Raw genomic sequence first — 20,681 nt, forward strand, 5'->3', positions numbered from 1 at the left:
ATCACGCAGAGTGAGACGAGCCTAGGCGGGCAGCCCGCCCCTCGCCGGGAGGCGCCCAATAGTCGTACCGGCGTGGCCGCGGCGCCGGGGAGGAGGCGCCGAAACGGATTTGGGCGAACGGCGGCGGACCGTGTAATGTCTTCATCGCTCGCCCCAATAGCTCAGTCGGCAGAGCGTCTCCATGGTAAGGAGAAGGTCAACGGTTCGATTCCGTTTTGGGGCTCTGGTGTGTGAGGTTCCCGTCGCGAGGCGGGAGTCAAATCGCATCAAAGCGGTGTAGCTCAGTCGGTAGAGCAAGCGGCTCATAATCGCTGTGTCACCGGTTCAAGTCCGGTCACCGCTACAGACAGTAGCCGATTGCGGGGTCGGTCCTTCGATCGGCTACTCTTTTTGCGTAAATACAGTCAATCCGTTCGTCAAGGAGCACTCACGTGGCTGCCACCGACGTCCGCCCGAAGATCACGCTGGCCTGCGTGGAGTGCAAGGAGCGGAACTACATCACCAAGAAGAACCGGCGTAACAACCCGGACCGTCTTGAGATGAAGAAGCACTGCCCGCGTTGCAATGCGCACACCGCGCATCGCGAGACGCGATAAAACAGGCTCGTACACGAGGCCGTCCCCCCACTCGGGGGGCGGCCTCGTGTCGTTTCTCCACCACCGCCCCTTACGGGCGGACAGTTCAGGTACAGGCAGACACAGGAGGTGCCGCGCGCATGGCGCTCGACCAGTCCTTCGTGGGGCGGACCTACCCGCCCACCGAGCCCTACGAAGTGGGCCGGGAGAAGATCCGCGAGTTCGCCGAGGCCGTGCGGGACGCCAACCCGGCGTACACGGACGCCGAGGCCGCCAAGGCGCTCGGCCATCCCGATGTGATCGCCCCGCCGACCTTCGTGTTCTCGATCACCTTCAAGGCCGCCGGCCAGGTCGTCGCCGACCCGCAGCTGGGCCTCGACTACAGCCGGGTGGTGCACGGCGACCAGAAGTTCGCCTACAACCGTCCGGTGCGCGCCGGTGACCGGCTCACCGTCACCTCGACCATCGAGAAGATCAGGTCGATGGCGGGCAACGAGGTGCTGGACATCCGCGGTGAGGTGCACGACCAGGACGGCGAACACGTCGTGACCGCCTGGACCAAGCTGGTGGCCCGCCCGGCCGAGGAGGCGTGAACAAGACCATGACGGCGAAGATCTCCTACGCCGACGTCGAGGTGGGCACCGAGCTGCCGGCCCGGACGTTCCCCGTGACCCGGGCCACCCTCGTCCAGTACGCGGGCGCCTCCGGCGACTTCAACCCCATCCACTGGAACGAGAGGTTCGCCAAGGAGGTCGGCCTTCCCGACGTCATCGCGCACGGCATGTTCACCATGGCCGAGGCGATCCGCGTGGTGACGGACTGGGTGGGCGACCCCGGCGCGGTCGTCGAGTACGGCGTCCGCTTCACCCGGCCGGTCGTCGTCCCCGACGACGAACAGGGCGCCACCATCGAGGTCAGCGGCAAGGTCGCCGCCAAGCTCGACGACCACACGGTCCGTGTCGACCTCACGGCGACCAGCGCCGGCCAGAAGGTCCTCGGGGTCTCCCGGGCGGTCGTACGGCTGGGCTGAGCCGGATGTCCGGGGGCGGGGCCCGTCGGCGCCGTCTCGTAGTCTTGAGCCCGTGCAGGAACTCCACGACGCGCCCCTCGCCCCGCTGACCACCTTCCGGCTGGGCGGCCCCGCGACCCGGCTGATCACCGCGACCACCGACGACGAGGTGACCGCCGTCGTCCGCGAGGCCGACGACAGCGGCACGCCCCTGCTGATCATCGGCGGCGGCTCCAACCTGGTCATCGGCGACAAGGGCTTCGACGGGACCGCCCTCGTCGTCGCCACCAAGGGCGTCGCCCTGGACGGCACGCGGCTGGAGCTGGCGGCCGGCGAGGTGTGGACCGACGCCGTCGCCCGCACGGTCGAGGCGGGCCTCGCCGGCGTCGAGTGCCTCGCCGGCATCCCCGGCTCGGCCGGCGCCACCCCGATCCAGAACGTCGGGGCGTACGGCCAGGAGGTCGCCTCCACCATCACCGAGGTCGTCGCCTACGACCGCCGGGCCCGGGAGACCGTCACCCTGAGCAACGAGGAGTGCGCCTTCTCCTACCGCCACAGCCGCTTCAAGTCCGACCCCGAGCGCTATGTCGTGCTGCGCGTGCGCTTCGCCCTGGAGGACGCCGGCGGTCTGTCCGGTCCCGTCAGATACGCCGAGACGGCGCGGGTCCTCGGCGTCGCGCCGGGGGAGCGGGTACCGCTGGCCACGGCCCGCGAGACGGTGCTGGGTCTCCGGGCCGGCAAGGGCATGGTCCTGGACCCCGAGGACCACGACACCTGGTCGGCGGGCTCCTTCTTCACCAACCCCATCCTCGACGACGAGGCGTTCGCCGCCTTCCGCACGCGGGTGCGGGAGCGGCTCGGCGACGGCGCCGAGGCCCCCGCCTATCCCGCGGGCGAGGGGCGCACCAAGACCTCCGCGGCCTGGCTGATCGACAAGGCAGGCTTCGGCAAGGGCTACGGTCACGGCCCGGCGCGCATCTCCACCAAGCACACCCTCGCCCTCACCAACCGCGGGGACGCGACCACGGAGGACCTCCTGGCCCTCGCCCGCGAGGTCGTCGCCGGCGTACGGGAGGCCTTCGGCGTCACCCTGGTCAACGAACCGGTGACGGTGGGCGTGACCCTGTAGACACGCCCCACGCCCGTATCAAGCGGCCGGGGTCGTGAGCCAGGTGTCCACGCCCGACAGGAGTTTCGCCTTGGTGTCCTCCGGGGCCGCCGAGCCGCGTACCGACTGGCGGGCCAGTTCCGCCAGCTCCGCGTCCGTGAAGGCGTGGTGGGCGCGGGCGAACTCGTACTGGGCGGCCAGGCGGGAGCCGAAGAGGAGGGGGTCGTCCGCGCCCAGGGCGAGCGGGACGCCCGCCTCGAACAGGGTGCGCAGGGGGACGTCCTCGGGCTTCTCGTACACGCCCAGTGCCACGTTCGACGCCGGGCACACCTCGCACGTCACCTGACGGTCCGCCAGCCGCCGCAGCAGCCGCGGGTCGTCCGCCGCCCGCACCCCGTGCCCGATGCGGTGCGCCTCCAGGTCGTCCAGGCAGTCCCGCACCGAGGAGGGCCCCGCCAGCTCGCCGCCGTGCGGCGCGGACAGCAGCCCGCCGTCCCGCGCGATCGCGAACGCGCGGTCGAAGTCGCGGGCCATCCCGCGCCGCTCGTCGTTGGAGAGGCCGAAGCCCACGACTCCCCGGTCCGCGTACCGCACCGCCAGCCGGGCCAGCGTGCGCGCGTCCAGCGGGTGCTTCATCCGGTTGGCGGCCACCACCACCCGCATCCCGATCCCGGTGTCCCGGGCCGCCGAGTCCACCGCGTCCAGGATGATCTCCAGCGCCGGGATCAGCCCGCCCAGCCGGGGCGCGTACGACGTCGGGTCGACCTGGATCTCCAGCCAGCCGGATCCGTCCCGCACCTCCTCCTCCGCCGCCTCCCGGACCAGCCGCTGGATGTCCTCGGGCCGGCGCAGGCACGAGCGCGCCGCGTCGTACAGCCGCTGGAAGCGGAACCAGCCGCGCTCGTCCGTGGCGCGCAGTCTCGGCGGTTCCCCGCTGGTCAGCGCGTCGGTCAGCGCCTCGGGCAGCCGCACGCCGTACTTGTCGGCCAGCTCCAGCAGGGTGGTGGGCCGCATCGATCCGGTGAAGTGCAGGTGGAGATGGGCTTTCGGCAGTTCAGAGACATCACGTACACGCTCCATTCGAGGATCCTGCCGCACGCCCCGCCCGTCCCGGTAGCGCTTTCACCATTCGTGGTCTTGCTCGCACAAAGGAACAGGGGCGCCCGGACGGGTGTCCGGGCGCCCCTGAAGCGGAAGGAGGACGTCAGTCCCGCGCCTCCGCGAGCAGCTTCTGGATCCGGCTCACGCCCTCGACGAGGTCCTCGTCGCCCAGCGCGTACGACAGCCGCAGATAGCCGGGCGTGCCGAACGCCTCACCGGGCACCACCGCGACCTCGGCCTCCTCCAGGATGAGCGCCGCCAGCTCGACCGAGTCCTGCGGCCGCCTGCCCCGGATCTCCTTGCCGATCAGCGCCTTCACCGAGGGGTAGACGTAGAACGCGCCCTCGGGCTCCGGGCAGACCACGCCGTCGATCTCGTTGAGCATCCGCACGATGGTCTTCCGCCGGCGGTCGAAGGCCTCCCGCATCTTCGCGACCGCGTCCAGGTCACCGGAGACGGCGGCGAGGGCGGCCACCTGGGCGACGTTGGAGACGTTCGACGTGGCGTGCGACTGCAGGTTGGTCGCGGCCTTCACCACGTCCTTCGGGCCGATGATCCAGCCCACCCGCCAGCCCGTCATCGCGTACGTCTTCGCGACACCGTTGACCACGATGCACTTGTCGCGCAGCTCGGGCAGGAGCGCGGGCAGCGACACGGAGACGGCGTCGCCGTAGACCAGGTGCTCGTAGATCTCGTCCGTCATCACCCACAGGCCGTGCTCGGCGGCCCAGCGGCCGATCGCCTCGGTCTCGGCCTCGCCGTACACCGCGCCGGTCGGGTTCGAGGGGGAGACGAAGAGGACGACCTTCGTCTTCTCCGTGCGGGCCGCCTCCAGCTGCTCCACGCTCACCCGGTAGCCGGTCGTCTCGTCGGCGACGACCTCGACCGGGACACCGCCGGCCAGCCGGATCGACTCGGGGTACGTCGTCCAGTACGGCGCCGGGACGATGACCTCGTCGCCCGGGTCCAGGATCGCGGCGAAGGCCTGGTAGATGGCCTGCTTGCCGCCGTTGGTGACCAGGATCTGCGACGGGTCGACCTCGTAGCCGGAGTCGCGCAGCGTCTTGGCGGCGATCGCGTTCTTCAGCTCGGGCAGACCGCCGGCCGGCGTGTAGCGGTGGTACTTCGGGTTCTTGCAGGCCTCGATCGCGGCCTCGACGATGTAGTCCGGCGTCGGGAAGTCGGGCTCACCGGCGCCGAAGCCGATCACCGGTCGCCCGGCGGCCTTGAGGGCCTTGGCCTTGGCGTCCACGGCGAGGGTGGCGGACTCGGAGATCGCGCCGACTCGGGCGGAGACCCGGCGCTCGGTGGGAGGGGTTGCAGCGCTCATGGGGTCCATCGTTTCAGACCGGAAACCCACGCGGCACGGGGGTTTCACAGACTGAACAACACCGGGCAAACCCTTGAACACCAGTCCGGATCGAGCCCGCCGGGACCCCGCGGCCAGGACGATCTTCCGCCGATCTTCCGCCGGGACGGCCCTTCCCAGGCACTTTCTGTTCGACGCCCGGCCCCGGAACACGTACACTCTCCACTCGTTGGCCTTCAGCGGCCCGCACTCAACCGGTGCACACCAAGCACCCGGTCGGATGCGGTACGTTGGGGAACGCACAAAGGGTCGTAGCTCAATTGGTAGAGCACTGGTCTCCAAAACCAGCGGTTGGGGGTTCAAGTCCCTCCGGCCCTGCTACACACACCTTGCCAGGATGTGTGCGCATGTACGTACAGCAATGCACCGCCGTGCGGCTCAAACCGGGCGCGGCACGGCCACGACCCGGAATCAGGTGAGGACGAGTGACGGACGCCGTGGGCTCCATCGACATGCCTGATGCCCAGGACGAAGCGCCGGACTCCAAGAAGAAGAACCGCAAGGGCGGCAAGCGGGCCAAGAAGGGCCCGCTGAAGCGCCTCGCGCTCTTCTACCGCCAGATCATCGCGGAGCTCCGCAAGGTCGTCTGGCCCACCCGCAACCAGCTGACGTCGTACACGACCGCCGTGATCGTCTTCGTCGTGCTGATGATCGGTCTGATCACCCTGATCGACTATGGCCTCAGTCACGCAGCCAAGTACGTCTTCGGCTGAGCCGAGAGCGAAGAGCGCCGAGGTATCCGGCGCTCCTTTTCGCATGTTCCACCCCTTGTATCCAGGAAGAAGCAGCCACCGTGTCTGACCCGAACGTGAACGACGCCGTCGAGCCTTACGGCGAAGGGGCCGAGTCCGCCGAGGACGCGCTCGCCGCCGTCGAGGGCGCGGACGTCGAGGACACCGAGGCCTCCGCCGAGGCCGAGGCTGCCGACACCACCGCGGACGAGTCCTCCGAGGACGAGACCCCCGAGGACGAGGGCGCCGAGGCGGACGAGACCACCGAGGCCGCGGAAGCTGCCGAGGAGCCCGAGGACGACCGCGACCCCGTCGAGAAGCTCCGCGAGGAACTGCGGACGCTGCCCGGCGAGTGGTACGTCATCCACACCTACGCGGGCTACGAGAACCGGGTGAAGACCAACCTGGAGCAGCGCGCCGTCTCGCTGAACGTCGAGGACTACATCTTCCAGGCCGAGGTGCCGCAGGAAGAGGTCGTCCAGATCAAGAACGGCGACCGCAAGACGATCAAGCAGAACAAGCTCCCGGGCTACGTCCTGGTCCGCATGGACCTGACGAACGAGTCCTGGGGCGTCGTCCGCAACACCCCCGGTGTCACCGGCTTCGTGGGCAACGCCTACGACCCGTACCCGCTGACGCTGGACGAGATCGTCAAGATGCTCGCCCCGGAGGCCGAGGAGAAGGCCGCCCGCGAGGCGGCCGAGGCCGAGGGCAAGCCGGCCCCGCAGCGCAAGGTCGAGGTCCAGGTGCTGGACTTCGAGGTCGGCGACTCGGTCACCGTCACCGACGGCCCGTTCGCCACGCTGCAGGCGACCATCAACGAGATCAACCCCGACTCCAAGAAGGTCAAGGGCCTGGTGGAGATCTTCGGCCGGGAGACCCCGGTCGAGCTCTCCTTCGACCAGATCCAGAAGAACTAGCCCTTCTGGCACACAGCGTCCGAGCAGGTCAGGTGAACGGTCGCACGTTCGCCTGACCTGCTCGGTTTTTGGCCGCGCATCCATACCCGTTATCGTTGTGCGGTATGCCTGCGTCCGGGTTGTCCCCCTGACGCCGGCAGGACCCGAATCGAAAGGACCCGGAGAGTCATGCCTCCCAAGAAGAAGAAGGTCACGGGGCTCATCAAGCTCCAGATCCAGGCCGGTGCCGCGAACCCGGCTCCGCCGGTCGGCCCCGCGCTGGGTCAGCACGGCGTGAACATCATGGAGTTCTGCAAGGCCTACAACGCCGCGACCGAGTCGCAGCGCGGCTGGGTCATCCCGGTGGAGATCACGGTCTACGAGGACCGTTCCTTCACCTTCGTCACCAAGACCCCGCCGGCCGCCAAGATGATCCTCAAGGCCGCGGGTGTGGAGAAGGGCTCCGGCGAGCCGCACAAGACCAAGGTCGCGAAGATCACGCGTGACCAGGTCCGTGAGATCGCCACCACCAAGATGCCCGACCTCAACGCCAACGACCTGGACGCCGCCGAGAAGATCATCGCCGGCACCGCCCGTTCCATGGGCGTCACGGTCGAGGGCTGACCTCCACCCCCGTAAAGCCAAGCAGTAGTGGAAGGGCCGGCTCGGCCCGGACCACGACTCCTCGACAATTCACAGGAGCTTTCAGTGAGCAAGCGCAGCAAGTCTCTCCGCGCTGCGGACGCCAAGATCGACCGGGAGAAGCTGTACGCCCCGCTCGAGGCCGTCCGTCTCGCCAAGGAGACGTCCACGACCAAGTTCGACGGCACCGTCGAGGTCGCCTTCCGTCTGGGTGTCGACCCGCGCAAGGCCGACCAGATGGTCCGTGGCACCGTGAACCTCCCGCACGGCACCGGTAAGACCGCCCGGGTCCTGGTCTTCGCGACCGGTGACCGTGCCGAGGCCGCGCGTGCCGCGGGCGCCGACATCGTCGGCGCCGACGAGCTGATCGACGAGGTGTCGAAGGGCCGTCTGGACTTCGACGCCGTCGTCGCCACCCCGGACCTCATGGGCAAGGTCGGCCGCCTCGGCCGCGTGCTCGGTCCCCGTGGCCTGATGCCGAACCCGAAGACCGGCACCGTGACCCCGGACGTCACCAAGGCCGTCAACGACATCAAGGGCGGCAAGATCGAGTTCCGCGTCGACAAGCACTCGAACCTGCACTTCATCATCGGCAAGACGTCGTTCGACGACGCCAAGCTGGTGGAGAACTACGCCGCGGCGCTGGAGGAGATCCTCCGTCTGAAGCCGTCGGCCGCCAAGGGCCGTTACATCAAGAAGGCCGCCATCACCACCACGATGGGTCCCGGCATCCCGCTGGACTCCAACCGCACCCGCAACCTCCTCGTCGAGGAGGACCCGGCCGCCGTCTGAGCCGGGCGGGCCGGCTGACCGGCCCTGCGCACTGCCGCAAGGAACCCGTCCCCACGCCTCGACCGAGGCGTGGGGACGGGTTTTTTCGTACGACAGTGTCAGTGGGGTGGGTTACCGTTTCTTTGCATTCACAGACGTGGCACAGCGAAACAACAGGGGTGGGATTCATGGGCATGGCCGCATGGAAGCGCGCGGGTGTGTGTCTGACGGCCGCGGCCGTCGTCGTGGGCGTGGCGGGCTGTCAGGACGGTGACGGGGACGGGACGAAGAAGAAGGCCGCCGGCTCCGCGGACTCCAAGGTCCAGACGCAGAACGAGATGACCGAGGTCCTCCAGGCCGCCTTCAAGAACACCTCGGAGGCCAAGTCCTCCAAGGTCCGTATGACGATGACGATGCCGGCCGGGGTGGACGGCGGCGGCACCATGGAGATCTCCGGCGTGCAGGGCTGGGACCCGGCCGTCATGGACGTCACCATGAAGGGCTCCGCGCTCACGGAGGGCGACCCGGACGCCCCCGAGCAGATCCGCATGATCATGCTCGACAACGTCATGTACATGGACATGGGCGCGAAGCAGGCCGCCGAGATGGACGGCAAGCGCTGGATGAAGATGGACTTCGCCGCCATCGCCGAGGCGTCCGGCGACGCCGAGATGCAGAAGCAGATGACCGGCGGCCTGGAGAACATGAACCAGGACCCGGCGCAGCAGCTCGCCCTGCTGCTGGAGTCGCCGAACCTGAAGCACGTGGGTCCGCAGAAGATCGACGGCGCGCAGACGCAGCACTACAAGGGCACGCTGAGCTTCGAGGAGATGCTCGACGCCAACAAGTCGACCGACGGCCTGCTCTCCGCCAAGGAGCGCGAGGAACTGATCGCCAACGTCGAGAAGACCGGCCTGAAGGGCTACGACACCGAGGTCTGGGTCAACGAGGACAACTACCCGGTCCGGATGGTCGTCGGCATGAAGATGCCGCAGGGCACGATGAACATGAAGGCCGACTACTCCGACTACGGCGCCAAGGCCGAGGTCCAGGCCCCGCCGGCGAAGGACACGCTCGACCTGATGGAGATGCTGTCCGAGCTGGAGGACCTGGGCGCGGACTCCGAGGCCGGCCTGAGCTCCTGACGCTCGCGATGCTCCCGATCGGCCGATTTGCCTGACGCCGATCCGTTCGCGTACTCTTCCACGGAAGCCAAAGACCGCTGGTCGTTGCCGTGCGCTCGTCAGAGGGCGCGGTGGCCGAAGGATCCGCTGAACTGCGGACGACCCGCGCAGGTGTCAGTGGAAGAGTTCCCGGAGCTCGCTGCCGCGAGTACGCGAGTGACCGGTTGAGCTACGCCCCGTGCGCCTGCGCCCGGGGCGTTTCGTTTTCCCCAGTCCTCCTTCGGGTCCGCGCGGTCCGAATCACCCGGAAGGAGGCCGAGGCTCTATGGCGAGGCCCGACAAGGCTGCCGCGGTTGCCGAGCTGACGGACAAGTTCCGCAGCTCCAACGCCGCCGTGCTGACCGAGTACCGCGGTCTCACCGTGGCGCAGCTCAAGACGCTGCGCCGTTCGCTCGGTGAGAACGCCCAGTACGCCGTGGTGAAGAACACGCTGACCAAGATTGCGGCCAACGAGGCCGGGATCACGCTCGACGACCAGCTCTTCGCTGGCCCGACGGCGGTCGCCTTCGTCACCGGTGACCCGGTGGAGTCGGCGAAGGGTCTTCGTGACTTCGCCAAGGACAACCCGAATCTCGTCATCAAGGGCGGTGTCCTTGATGGCAAGGCGATGTCCGCCGACGAGATCAAGAAGCTCGCGGACCTCGAGTCCCGCGAGGTTCTGCTCTCCAAGCTGGCGGGCGCCTTCAAGGGCAAGCAGACGCAGACTGCTCAGCTCTTCCAGGCGCTTCCCTCGAAGCTCGTCCGCACCGTGGACGCGCTCCGTGCCAAGCAGGACGAGCAGGGCGGTGCCGAGTAATTCGGCTCGCTTTCCGATCCTCGCCGCGTGAGGTGCGCGCACCGCGCGAGGTGAGGGTCGATGCGGGCCCGACGTACGCCCGCCTCACCCCGTACATCCGGCACCTGCCGATTTAGTGGAAGGACCGCCATCATGGCGAAGCTCAGCCAGGAAGACCTGCTTGCCCAGTTCGAGGAGATGACCCTCATCGAGCTCTCCGAGTTCGTGAAGGCCTTCGAGGAGAAGTTCGACGTCACCGCCGCCGCGGCCGTCGCCGTCGCGGGCCCGGCCCAGGGTGGCCCGGCCGCCCCGGCCGAGGAGGAGAAGGACGAGTTCGACGTCATCCTCACCGGTGCCGGCGACAAGAAGATCCAGGTCATCAAGGTCGTGCGTGAGCTGACCTCCCTGGGTCTGAAGGAGGCCAAGGACCTCGTGGACGGCGCCCCGAAGCCCGTCCTCGAGAAGGTCGCCAAGGACGCCGCCGAGAAGGCCGCCGAGTCCCTCAAGGGCGCCGGCGCCTCCGTCGAGGTCAAGTAAGACCTTCCGGGTCCCACGGGGCCCGCTGCACGTCCCCAGGGACGTGTAACGCTCAAGCGCTGAGGAGCGATCATCCAACCGGGTGGTCGCTCCTCGGCGTATCGGAGGGTCCTGCGGCGGCTGCCTTGCACCCGGGACGGCGGGGGGTATGGTGATCTTCGTTGTGCCTCCGGGGGGCCACGAGGATTCACCTGGTGGTGGGCGGTTCCGGCCGGAGGGCCCTTGACGAACCGCACGCAGCGCGCAATTCTCAGGACGCGTCGTCACAAGGATCCGAATCCGAGGCATGGATCGACGGCAAAGAGGGCAGTATCAACGTGCGTTGAGGGCAGCGCCTTGTCGCAGGAGTTGATGAGAACGAGGGCCACCACCGGCTTCGTAAACCGGCATTGGACATCAGTGTGCCAAGTGGCTACACTGACCCTTTGCGCTGCCTGTTAGCTGTCCCCTGCCCGTCACCAGGGGCATGCCCTCACTCGAGCATGGACGACTAGATCATCTCTGACCTGGGATATCTGTCTCTCTGCCCAGTGGGGGGCCGGTACGCGCGTAGTGAGTCCGAGCCCTCGGAAGGACCCCCTCTTGGCCGCCTCGCGCAACGCCTCGACCGCGAATACGAACAACGGCGCCAGCACCGCCCCGCTGCGCATTTCCTTTGCAAAGATCAAGGAGCCTCTCGAGGTTCCGAACCTGCTCGCGCTGCAGACCGAGAGCTTTGACTGGCTGCTCGGCAACACCGCCTGGCAGAGTCGGGTCGAGGAGGCTCTCGAGAGCGGACACGACGTCCCCACCAAGTCCGGTCTGGAGGAGATCTTCGAAGAGATCTCCCCGATCGAGGACTTCTCCGGGTCGATGTCGCTGACCTTCCGCGACCACCGCTTCGAGCCGCCGAAGAACTCCATCGACGAGTGCAAGGAGCGCGACTTCACGTACGCGGCCCCGCTCTTCGTCACCGCCGAGTTCACCAACAACGAGACCGGCGAGATCAAGTCCCAGACCGTCTTCATGGGCGACTTCCCGCTCATGACGAACAAGGGCACCTTCGTCATCAACGGCACCGAGCGTGTCGTGGTGTCGCAGCTCGTCCGTTCGCCCGGTGTCTACTTCGACTCCAGCATCGACAAGACGTCCGACAAGGACATCTTCTCCGCCAAGATCATCCCGTCCCGGGGTGCCTGGCTCGAGATGGAGATCGACAAGCGCGACATGGTCGGTGTCCGCATCGACCGCAAGCGCAAGCAGTCCGTCACCGTCCTGCTCAAGGCGCTCGGCTGGACCACCGAGCAGATCCTCGAGGAGTTCGGCGAGTACGAGTCCATGCGCGCCACCCTGGAGAAGGACCACACCCAGGGCCAGGACGACGCGCTGCTCGACATCTACCGCAAGCTGCGCCCGGGCGAGCCCCCGACCCGCGAGGCCGCGCAGACGCTGCTGGAGAACCTCTACTTCAACCCCAAGCGCTACGACCTGGCCAAGGTCGGCCGCTACAAGGTGAACAAGAAGCTCGGCGGGGACGAGCCGCTGGACGCCGGCGTGCTCACCACCGACGACATCATCGCCACCATCAAGTACCTGGTGCAGCTGCACGCCGGTGAGACCGAGACGGTCGGCGGCTCCGGCCGCTCGATCATCGTCGAGACCGACGACATCGACCACTTCGGCAACCGTCGTATCCGCAACGTCGGCGAGCTGATCCAGAACCAGGTCCGTACGGGTCTCGCCCGTATGGAGCGCGTCGTGCGCGAGCGCATGACCACCCAGGACGTCGAGGCGATCACGCCGCAGACCCTGATCAACATCCGGCCGGTCGTCGCCTCCATCAAGGAATTCTTCGGCACCAGCCAGTTGTCCCAGTTCATGGGCCAGAACAACCCGCTGTCGGGGCTGACGCACAAGCGTCGTCTGAACGCCCTCGGCCCGGGTGGTCTCTCCCGTGAGCGGGCCGGCTTCGAGGTCCGCGACGTGCACCCGTCGCACTACGGCCGCATGTGCCCGATCGAAACGCCGGAAGGCCCGAACATCGGTCTGATCGGCTCGCTCGCCTCGTACGGCCGGATCAACCCGTTCGGCTTCATCGAGACGCCGTACCGCAAGGTCGTCGACGGCCAGGTCACCGACGAGGTCGACTACCTGACCGCCGACGAGGAGGACCGCTTCGTCATCGCGCAGGCCAACGCGCCGCTCAACGACGAGATGCGCTTCGTCGAGAACCGCATCCTGGTCCGCCGCCGCGGCGGCGAGGTCGACTACGTCCCCGGTGACGAGGTCGACTACATGGACGTCTCGCCGCGCCAGATGGTGTCGGTCGCGACCGCCATGATCCCGTTCCTCGAGCACGACGACGCCAACCGCGCCCTCATGGGCGCGAACATGATGCGTCAGGCCGTGCCGCTCATCAAGAGCGAGTCCCCGCTCGTCGGCACCGGCATGGAGTACCGCTCCGCGGTCGACGCCGGCGACGTGGTCAAGGCCGAGAAGGACGGTGTGGTCCAGGAGGTCTCCGCGGACTACATCACCACCGCCAACGACGACGGCACGTACATCACGTACCGCCTGGCCAAGTTCTCCCGGTCCAACCAGGGCACCTCGGTCAACCAGAAGGTCATCGTCAACGAGGGCGACCGGATCATCACCGGCCAGGTCCTCGCCGACGGTCCCGCCACGCAGAACGGCGAGATGGCCCTCGGCAAGAACCTGCTCGTGGCGTTCATGCCGTGGGAGGGTCACAACTACGAGGACGCGATCATCCTGTCGCAGCGCCTCGTGCAGGACGACGTCCTCTCCTCGATCCACATCGAGGAGCACGAGGTCGACGCCCGTGACACCAAGCTCGGCCCCGAGGAGATCACCCGGGACATCCCGAACGTCTCCGAGGAGGTCCTCGCCGACCTCGACGAGCGCGGCATCATCCGCATCGGCGCCGAGGTCATCGCCGGCGACATCCTCGTCGGCAAGGTCACGCCCAAGGGCGAGACCGAGCTGACCCCCGAGGAGCGCCTGCTCCGCGCGATCTTCGGTGAGAAGGCCCGTGAGGTCCGTGACACCTCGCTGAAGGTGCCGCACGGCGAGACCGGCAAGGTCATCGGCGTGCGCGTCTTCGACCGCGAGGAGGGCGACGAGCTTCCCCCCGGTGTGAACCAGCTGGTGCGCGTCTACGTCGCGCAGAAGCGCAAGATCACCGACGGTGACAAGCTCGCCGGCCGGCACGGCAACAAGGGTGTCATCTCCAAGATCAACCCGATCGAGGACATGCCGTTCCTCGAGGACGGCACCCCGGTCGACATCATCCTCAACCCGCTGGGTGTGCCGTCCCGAATGAACCCGGGACAGGTCCTGGAGATCCACCTCGGCTGGCTCGCCAGCCGCGGCTGGGACGTTTCCGGCCTCGCGGAGGAGTGGGCCGAGCGGCTCCAGGTCATCGGCGCCGACAAGGTCGAGCCCGGCACCAACGTCGCCACCCCGGTCTTCGACGGTGCGCGTGAGGACGAGCTCGCGGGTCTGCTCCAGCACACCATCCCGAACCGCGACGGCGAGCGCATGGTGCTCCCGTCCGGCAAGGCGCGGCTGTACGACGGCCGCTCGGGTGAGCCGTTCCCGGAGCCGATCTCGGTCGGCTACATGTACATCCTGAAGCTGCACCACCTGGTCGACGACAAGCTGCACGCCCGCTCGACCGGTCCGTACTCCATGATCACCCAGCAGCCGCTGGGTGGTAAGGCTCAGTTCGGTGGCCAGCGGTTCGGCGAGATGGAGGTGTGGGCACTCGAGGCGTACGGCGCCGCCTACGCCCTCCAGGAGCTGCTGACCATCAAGTCCGACGACGTCACCGGCCGCGTGAAGGTCTACGAGGCCATCGTCAAGGGCGAGAACATCCCCGAGCCCGGCATCCCCGAGTCCTTCAAGGTGCTCATCAAGGAGATGCAGTCCCTGTGCCTCAACGTGGAGGTGCTGTCCAGCGACGGTATGTCCATCGAGATGCGTGACACCGACGAGGACGTCTTCCGCGCTGCGGAGGAGCTTGGCATCGACCTGTCCCGGCGCGAGCCGAGCAGCGTCGAAGAGGTCTGACGGGAGTCCGGCGGCCTTCCCCGTGAAGGCCGCCGGCCCCAGGACCCCCGTTTCAGACCCCATGACTTACAACCCTGAGAGGGATTGACGCATAGTGCTCGACGTCAACTTCTTCGACGAGCTCCGGATCGGTCTGGCCACCGCTGACGACATCCGTCAGTGGAGCCACGGCGAGGTCAAGAAGCCCGAGACGATCAACTACCGCACGCTCAAGCCCGAAAAGGACGGACTCTTCTGCGAGAAGATCTTCGGTCCGACCCGGGACTGGGAGTGCTACTGCGGCAAGTACAAGCGCGTCCGCTTCAAGGGCATCATCTGTGAGCGCTGTGGCGTCGAGGTCACGCGCGCCAAGGTGCGCCGTGAGCGGATGGGCCACATCGAACTGGCCGCGCCCGTCACGCACATCTGGTACTTCAAGGGCGTCCCGTCGCGCCTGGGCTACCTGCTCGACCTCGCCCCGAAGGACCTGGAGAAGGTCATCTACTTCGCGGCGTACATGATCACGTACGTCGACGAGGAGCGCCGCACCCGCGACCTGCCCTCGCTGGAGGCGCACGTCTCCGTCGAGCGCCAGCAGGTCGAGAACCGCCGCGACGCCGACCTCGAGGCCCGCGCCAAGAAGCTCGAGACCGACCTGGCCGAGCTCGAGGCCGAGGGCGCCAAGGCCGATGTGCGCCGCAAGGTGCGCGAGGGCGCCGAGCGCGAGATGAAGCAGCTGCGCGACCGCGCGCAGCGCGAGATCGACCGCCTCGACGAGGTGTGGAACCGGTTCAAGAACCTCAAGGTCCAGGACCTCGAGGGCGACGAGCTGCTCTACCGCGAGCTGCGCGACCGCTTCGGCACGTACTTCGACGGTTCGATGGGTGCCGCGGCGCTGCAGAAGCGCCTGGAGTCCTTCGACCTCGAGGAGGAGGCCGAGCGCCTCCGCGAGATCATCCGTACCGGCAAGGGCCAGAAGAAGACCCGTGCGCTCAAGCGCCTCAAGGTCGTCTCCGCGTTCCTGCAGACCAGCAACAGCCCCAAGGGCATGGTGCTGGACTGCGTGCCGGTCATCCCGCCGGACCTGCGTCCGATGGTGCAGCTGGACGGTGGCCGCTTCGCGACCTCCGACCTGAACGACCTGTACCGCCGTGTGATCAACCGCAACAACCGCCTGAAGCGGCTTCTCGACCTCGGCGCGCCCGAGATCATCGTGAACAACGAGAAGCGCATGCTCCAGGAGGCCGTCGACGCGCTCTTCGACAACGGCCGCCGCGGCCGCCCGGTGACGGGCCCCGGCAACCGTCCGCTGAAGTCGCTGTCCGACATGCTCAAGGGCAAGCAGGGCCGCTTCCGTCAGAACCTGCTCGGCAAGCGAGTCGACTACTCGGCGCGTTCCGTGATCGTCGTCGGCCCGCAGCTGAAGCTGCACCAGTGCGGTCTGCCGAAGGCGATGGCGCTGGAGCTCTTCAAGCCGTTCGTGATGAAGCGCCTGGTCGACCTGAACCACGCGCAGAACATCAAGTCGGCCAAGCGCATGGTCGAGCGCGGCCGCACGGTCGTGTACGACGTGCTGGAAGAGGTCATCGCGGAGCACCCGGTTCTGCTGAACCGTGCGCCCACGCTGCACCGCCTCGGCATCCAGGCCTTCGAGCCGCAGCTGGTCGAGGGCAAGGCCATCCAGATCCACCCGCTCGTCTGCACCGCGTTCAACGCGGACTTCGACGGCGACCAGATGGCCGTGCACCTGCCGCTGTCCGCGGAGGCCCAGGCCGAGGCCCGCATCCTGATGCTGTCCTCGAACAACATCCTCAAGCCGGCCGACGGCCGCCCGGTGACGATGCCGACCCAGGACATGGTCCTCGGTCTGTTCTTCCTCACCACCGACGGCGAGATGCGCGACCTCAAGGGCGAGGGCCGTTCCTTCGCCTCGGTCGCCGAGGCGATCATGGCCTTCGACGCGGGCGAGCTGTCGCTCCAGTCGAGGATCGACGTCCGCTTCCCGGTCGGCACCATCCCGCCGCGCGGCTGGACCCCGCCGGCGCGCGAGGAGGGCGAGCCCGAGTGGCAGCAGGGTGACAGCTTCCGGCTGAACACCACGCTGGGCCGCGCGCTCTTCAACGAGCTGCTGCCCGAGGACTACCCGTTCGTCGACTACGAGGTCGGCAAGAAGCAGCTCTCCGAGATCGTCAACGACCTCGCCGAGCGCTACCCGAAGGTCATCGTGGCGGCGACGCTCGACAACCTGAAGGCGTCCGGCTTCTTCTGGGCCACCCGTTCCGGCGTGACCGTGGCCATCTCCGACGTCGTCGTTCCCGAGGCGAAGAAGGAGATCGTCCGCGGCTACGAGGCGCAGGACGAGAAGGTCCAGAAGCAGTACGAGCGCGGTCTGATCACCAAGGACGAGCGCACGCAGGAGCTCATCGCGATCTGGACCAAGGCGACCAACGAGGTCGCCGAGGCGATGAACGACAACTTCCCGAAGACCAACCCGATCTTCATGATGGTGAACTCGGGTGCACGAGGCAACATGATGCAGATGCGTCAGATCGCCGGTATGCGTGGTCTGGTGTCGAACGCGAAGAACGAGACGATCCCGCGTCCGATCAAGGCGTCGTTCCGTGAGGGCCTGTCCGTGCTGGAGTACTTCATCTCCACGCACGGTGCCCGTAAGGGTCTGGCGGACACCGCCCTGCGTACCGCCGACTCGGGTTACCTCACCCGTCGTCTGGTCGACGTCTCCCAGGACGTCATCATCCGCGAGGAGGACTGCGGCACCGACCGCGGTCTGAAGCTGCGGATCGCCTCGCGCGACGCCGACGGCACGCTCCGCAAGGCCGGTGACGTCGAGACCAGCGTCTACGCCCGCATGCTCGCCCAGGACGTCGTCATCGACGGCAAGGTGATCGCGCCGGCCAACGTGGACCTGGGCGACGTGCTCATCGACCAGCTCGTGCGGCACGGTGTCGAGGAGGTCAAGACCCGTTCGATCCTGACCTGCGAGTCCCACGTCGGCACCTGCGCGATGTGCTACGGCCGTTCGCTGGCCACCGGCAAGCTGGTCGACATCGGTGAGGCGGTCGGCATCATCGCCGCCCAGTCCATCGGTGAGCCCGGCACCCAGCTGACGATGCGTACCTTCCACACCGGTGGTGTGGCCGGTGACGACATCACCCAGGGTCTGCCGCGTGTCGTCGAGCTCTTCGAGGCCCGTACCCCGAAGGGTGTCGCCCCGATCTCCGAGGCCTCCGGCCGCGTGCGGATCGAGGAGACGGAGAAGACCAAGAAGCTCGTCGTCACCCCGGACGACGGCAGCGACGAGACGGCGTACCCGATCTCGAAGCGTGCCAAGGTCCTGGTCGGCGAGGGCGAGCACGTCGAGGTGGGCCAGCAGCTCACCGTGGGTGCCACCAACCCGCACGACGTGCTGCGCATCCTGGGTCAGCGTGCCGTCCAGGTCCACCTGGTCGGCGAGGTCCAGAAGGTCTACAACTCGCAGGGTGTGTCGATCCACGACAAGCACATCGAGATCATCATCCGGCAGATGCTGCGCCGGGTGACGATCATCGAGTCCGGCGACGCCGAGCTGCTGCCCGGCGAGCTGGTCGAGCGCTCGAAGTTCGAGACCGAGAACCGTCGTGTGGTCCAGGAGGGCGGTCACCCGGCCTCCGGTCGTCCGCAGCTGATGGGTATCACCAAGGCCTCGCTGGCGACGGAATCCTGGCTGTCGGCCGCCTCCTTCCAGGAGACGACCCGAGTCCTGACGGACGCGGCGATCAACGCCAAGTCCGACAGCCTCATCGGCCTCAAGGAGAACGTCATCATCGGTAAGCTCATCCCGGCCGGTACGGGTCTGTCCCGCTACCGCAACATCCGGGTCGAGCCGACCGAGGAGGCCAAGGCCGCGATGTACTCGGCCGTCGGCTACGACGACATCGACTACTCGCCGTTCGGCACGGGCTCCGGCCAGGCCGTTCCGCTGGAGGACTACGACTACGGTCCGTACAACCAGTAAGGCGTAGGTCCGACGCTGTGAGGGGCGGTCACTCCGTGAGGGGTGGCCGCCCCTCGGCGTTGTCCGGGGGTCCCGTGGGGCGCCCGGGAACCGGTCACCGCGCCTGTTTCGTCTCCTCCCGTGCCGGAACGTCCGCTCCAGCGCATGATGGAGGGGACCCGGTGTGATGGGGGAGATGGTGCTCGGTGTCGTACTCGCCGTATCCGCAGTGGCAGCCCTGGCAGCAGGGGCACGGTGTGCCGCAGCCGTGGGCCGGTCAGGGCGTGCCCTCGATGCTCGCCTCGCACGCCGACCGGGAGCGGGCCGTGGACGTGCTCAGAGCCGGTTACGGGGAGGGCCGGCTGGAGAAGCCCGAGTTCGACCGCAGGGTCGCGCGGGCGTACGCGGCCCGTACGGTGGGGGAACTGGCGCTGCTGGTGGCCGACCTCCCGCAGGGGCCCGCGGCGCACGCCGGGCACCCCGTGCCGGCCGTGCCGGCGGTGTTCCTGCCGGCGCCCAGGGCGCGGGTGAACGGCAAGGCGGTCGCCTCCGCGGTGTGCGGCGGGCTCTGTCTGGTCACCCTCGGGCTGACCGGCATCCCCGCGGTGATCCTGGGGCACGCGGCGCGGGCCGAGATCTCGCGCACGGGCGAGGCGGGCGACGGACTGGCGCTGACCGGTCTGGCGCTCGGCTGGCTGGCGAACGGCGTGTGGGCGCTCGTGATGATGCTGTCGTTCGCGCTGGCGCTCGCCTTCGGTTGACAATCGAAGATCAACAACGGTGTACGCATTTGCCGTGTTCCGCCCGTCGGCGCGGGCCGGGCCCATTTGTTTTGACCGCAGCGAATGCGGTAGGTACGCTCAGACCTTGTGCCTGGGGTGTGCCCTGGCCTTCGTGCGTGCCATCAGACCGCACCGGGGGCTGTTGAACGGCCACCGTAATTCAGCGCCTCTCTGCCTCGCGGTAGGAGTCCGCGGGATTCGACACACCCGACCGCGTGGGTCGGAGATGTTCCAGGTTAGCTGTACCCATCGGCACACAGAAACCGGAGAAGTAGTGCCTACGATCCAGCAGCTGGTCCGCAAGGGCCGGCAGGACAAGGTCGAGAAGAACAAGACGCCCGCACTCGAGGGTTCCCCTCAGCGTCGTGGCGTCTGCACGCGTGTGTTCACGACCACCCCGAAGAAGCCGAACTCGGCCCTGCGTAAGGTCGCGCGTGTGCGTCTGACCAGCGGCATCGAGGTCACGGCCTACATTCCGGGTGAGGGACACAACCTGCAGGAGCACTCCATCGTGCTCGTGCGCGGCGGCCGTGTGAAGGACCTGCCGGGTGTTCGCTACAAGATCATCCGCGGTTCCCTCGACACCCAGGGTGTCAAGAACCGCAAGCAGGCTCGCAGCCGTTACGGCGCCAAGAAGGAGAAGTAAGAATGCCTCGTAAGGGCCCCGCCCCGAAGCGCCCGGTCATCATCGACCCGGTCTACGGTTCTCCTCTGGTGACCTCCCTGATCAACAAGGTGCTGCTCAACGGCAAGCGTTCCACCGCCGAGCGCATCGTCTACGGCGCGATGGAAGGTCTGCGTGAGAAGACGGGCAACGACCCGATCATCACGCTGAAGCGCGCGCTGGAGAACATCAAGCCGACCCTCGAGGTCAAGTCCCGCCGTGTCGGTGGTGCGACGTACCAGGTTCCGATCGAGGTCAAGCCCGGTCGTGCCAACACGCTCGCGCTGCGCTGGCTGGTCGGTTACTCCCGCGCCCGTCGCGAGAAGACCATGACCGAGCGTCTGCTCAACGAGCTTCTCGACGCCTCCAACGGCCTTGGTGCCGCTGTGAAGAAGCGCGAGGACACGCACAAGATGGCCGAGTCCAACAAGGCCTTCGCGCACTACCGCTGGTAGTCGCTACCCACATCGAGACCGAGAGAAGACTGAAGCCT

Annotated in this window: 18 protein-coding genes and 3 tRNA genes; 19 read left to right on the top strand and 2 right to left on the bottom strand. The window is 67.6% G+C overall.

What is annotated here, in order from left to right; genetic code table 11:
- Window positions 1-150: 150 nt before the first annotated feature.
- The 6 genes from CNQ36_RS20940 to CNQ36_RS20965 all read left to right on the top strand — a co-directional run bounded on the left by CNQ36_RS20940 (window position 151) and on the right by CNQ36_RS20965 (window position 2,713).
- A tRNA-Thr gene (locus CNQ36_RS20940) sits at window positions 151-223 on the top strand.
- A gap of 47 nt (window positions 224-270) precedes the next feature.
- Window positions 271-343: transfer RNA gene (locus tag CNQ36_RS20945), tRNA-Met, on the top strand.
- A gap of 88 nt (window positions 344-431) precedes the next feature.
- Window positions 432-596, top strand: coding sequence for a 50S ribosomal protein L33 (gene rpmG / locus CNQ36_RS20950; protein ID WP_003948671.1), 165 nt, complete (start codon window positions 432-434; stop codon window positions 594-596).
- Between the two features lie 119 nt (window positions 597-715).
- A complete protein-coding gene (locus CNQ36_RS20955) occupies window positions 716-1,168 on the top strand; it encodes a MaoC family dehydratase N-terminal domain-containing protein (RefSeq protein WP_004927375.1) in 453 nt (150 codons plus the stop codon).
- An 8-nt stretch (window positions 1,169-1,176) separates the two neighbouring features.
- Window positions 1,177-1,605: a MaoC family dehydratase gene (locus CNQ36_RS20960; RefSeq protein WP_004927372.1), complete on the top strand. Its 429-nt coding sequence runs from the start codon at window positions 1,177-1,179 to the stop codon at window positions 1,603-1,605.
- Window positions 1,606-1,657: 52 nt separating this feature from the next.
- Window positions 1,658-2,713, top strand: a complete 1,056-nt coding sequence (locus CNQ36_RS20965) for a UDP-N-acetylmuramate dehydrogenase (protein WP_121547141.1) — start codon at window positions 1,658-1,660, stop codon at window positions 2,711-2,713.
- 18 nt (window positions 2,714-2,731) lie between these two features.
- On the opposite strand, the gene CNQ36_RS20970 is transcribed toward CNQ36_RS20965, so the two are convergent.
- Both CNQ36_RS20970 and CNQ36_RS20975 read right to left on the bottom strand, forming a co-directional pair.
- A complete protein-coding gene (locus tag CNQ36_RS20970; protein WP_004927368.1) occupies window positions 2,732-3,772 on the bottom strand; it encodes an adenosine deaminase in 1,041 nt (346 codons plus the stop codon).
- 124 nt (window positions 3,773-3,896) lie between these two features.
- Window positions 3,897-5,123, bottom strand: a complete 1,227-nt coding sequence (locus CNQ36_RS20975) for a pyridoxal phosphate-dependent aminotransferase (RefSeq protein ID WP_163013318.1) — start codon at window positions 5,121-5,123, stop codon at window positions 3,897-3,899.
- A gap of 284 nt (window positions 5,124-5,407) precedes the next feature.
- Here CNQ36_RS20975 and CNQ36_RS20980 point away from each other — a divergent pair.
- The 13 genes from CNQ36_RS20980 (at window position 5,408) to rpsG (ending at window position 20,643) form a co-directional block, all read left to right on the top strand.
- Window positions 5,408-5,480 (top strand) — tRNA-Trp (locus tag CNQ36_RS20980).
- A gap of 107 nt (window positions 5,481-5,587) precedes the next feature.
- Complete coding sequence (gene secE, locus CNQ36_RS20985) at window positions 5,588-5,875, top strand: preprotein translocase subunit SecE (protein WP_004927364.1); 288 nt, start codon at window positions 5,588-5,590, stop codon at window positions 5,873-5,875.
- 80 nt (window positions 5,876-5,955) lie between these two features.
- On the top strand, window positions 5,956-6,813 hold the full coding sequence (nusG, locus tag CNQ36_RS20990) for a transcription termination/antitermination protein NusG (RefSeq protein ID WP_004927360.1): 858 nt from the start codon (window positions 5,956-5,958) through the stop codon (window positions 6,811-6,813).
- A gap of 168 nt (window positions 6,814-6,981) precedes the next feature.
- Complete coding sequence (gene rplK, locus CNQ36_RS20995; protein ID WP_004927359.1) at window positions 6,982-7,416, top strand: 50S ribosomal protein L11; 435 nt, start codon at window positions 6,982-6,984, stop codon at window positions 7,414-7,416.
- Window positions 7,417-7,500: 84 nt separating this feature from the next.
- Entirely contained in the window at window positions 7,501-8,226 is a 726-nt protein-coding gene (rplA, locus tag CNQ36_RS21000; RefSeq protein WP_121547143.1) for a 50S ribosomal protein L1, read from the top strand.
- A 167-nt stretch (window positions 8,227-8,393) separates the two neighbouring features.
- Complete coding sequence (locus tag CNQ36_RS21005) at window positions 8,394-9,350, top strand: SCO4651 family lipoprotein (protein ID WP_040906350.1); 957 nt, start codon at window positions 8,394-8,396, stop codon at window positions 9,348-9,350.
- A 304-nt stretch (window positions 9,351-9,654) separates the two neighbouring features.
- Complete coding sequence (gene rplJ, locus CNQ36_RS21010) at window positions 9,655-10,185, top strand: 50S ribosomal protein L10 (RefSeq protein WP_004927352.1); 531 nt, start codon at window positions 9,655-9,657, stop codon at window positions 10,183-10,185.
- 132 nt (window positions 10,186-10,317) lie between these two features.
- The gene (gene rplL, locus CNQ36_RS21015; RefSeq protein ID WP_004927351.1) at window positions 10,318-10,701 is read left to right on the top strand and encodes a 50S ribosomal protein L7/L12; all 384 of its coding nucleotides are present in this window, start codon (window positions 10,318-10,320) and stop codon (window positions 10,699-10,701) included.
- Between the two features lie 582 nt (window positions 10,702-11,283).
- Window positions 11,284-14,769, top strand: coding sequence for a DNA-directed RNA polymerase subunit beta (gene rpoB / locus CNQ36_RS21025; RefSeq protein WP_121547144.1), 3,486 nt, complete (start codon window positions 11,284-11,286; stop codon window positions 14,767-14,769).
- 94 nt (window positions 14,770-14,863) lie between these two features.
- Window positions 14,864-18,763 (top strand): DNA-directed RNA polymerase subunit beta', encoded by a 3,900-nt coding sequence (locus CNQ36_RS21030; protein WP_004927345.1) that lies wholly within the window; start codon window positions 14,864-14,866, stop codon window positions 18,761-18,763.
- A gap of 185 nt (window positions 18,764-18,948) precedes the next feature.
- On the top strand, window positions 18,949-19,503 hold the full coding sequence (locus CNQ36_RS21035) for a DUF1707 and DUF4190 domain-containing protein (protein ID WP_121547145.1): 555 nt from the start codon (window positions 18,949-18,951) through the stop codon (window positions 19,501-19,503).
- Between the two features lie 295 nt (window positions 19,504-19,798).
- Entirely contained in the window at window positions 19,799-20,170 is a 372-nt protein-coding gene (gene rpsL, locus CNQ36_RS21040; RefSeq protein ID WP_003948652.1) for a 30S ribosomal protein S12, read from the top strand.
- 2 nt (window positions 20,171-20,172) lie between these two features.
- The gene (rpsG, locus tag CNQ36_RS21045; RefSeq protein ID WP_003992340.1) at window positions 20,173-20,643 is read left to right on the top strand and encodes a 30S ribosomal protein S7; all 471 of its coding nucleotides are present in this window, start codon (window positions 20,173-20,175) and stop codon (window positions 20,641-20,643) included.
- The last annotated feature ends 38 nt before the right edge of the window (window positions 20,644-20,681 follow it).

It is taken from the genome of Streptomyces fungicidicus, from assembly GCF_003665435.1.
GTDB classification, from domain to species: domain Bacteria; phylum Actinomycetota; class Actinomycetes; order Streptomycetales; family Streptomycetaceae; genus Streptomyces; species Streptomyces fungicidicus.

What these genes read in the sequence shown, in the direction of transcription:
- CNQ36_RS20955 (WP_004927375.1), top strand. Translation starts at nt 716, where the DNA reads ATGGCGCTCGACCAGTCCTTCGTGGGGCGGACCTACCCGCCCACCGAG.
- CNQ36_RS20960 (WP_004927372.1), top strand. Translation starts at nt 1,177, where the DNA reads ATGACGGCGAAGATCTCCTACGCCGACGTCGAGGTGGGCACCGAGCTG.
- CNQ36_RS20970 (WP_004927368.1), bottom strand. Translation starts at nt 3,772, where the DNA reads ATGGAGCGTGTACGTGATGTCTCTGAACTGCCGAAAGCCCATCTCCAC.
- CNQ36_RS20975 (WP_163013318.1), bottom strand. Translation starts at nt 5,123, where the DNA reads ATGAGCGCTGCAACCCCTCCCACCGAGCGCCGGGTCTCCGCCCGAGTC.
- rplK (WP_004927359.1), top strand. Translation starts at nt 6,982, where the DNA reads ATGCCTCCCAAGAAGAAGAAGGTCACGGGGCTCATCAAGCTCCAGATC.
- CNQ36_RS21005 (WP_040906350.1), top strand. Translation starts at nt 8,394, where the DNA reads ATGGGCATGGCCGCATGGAAGCGCGCGGGTGTGTGTCTGACGGCCGCG.
- rplJ (WP_004927352.1), top strand. Translation starts at nt 9,655, where the DNA reads ATGGCGAGGCCCGACAAGGCTGCCGCGGTTGCCGAGCTGACGGACAAG.
- rplL (WP_004927351.1), top strand. Translation starts at nt 10,318, where the DNA reads ATGGCGAAGCTCAGCCAGGAAGACCTGCTTGCCCAGTTCGAGGAGATG.
- rpsG (WP_003992340.1), top strand. Translation starts at nt 20,173, where the DNA reads ATGCCTCGTAAGGGCCCCGCCCCGAAGCGCCCGGTCATCATCGACCCG.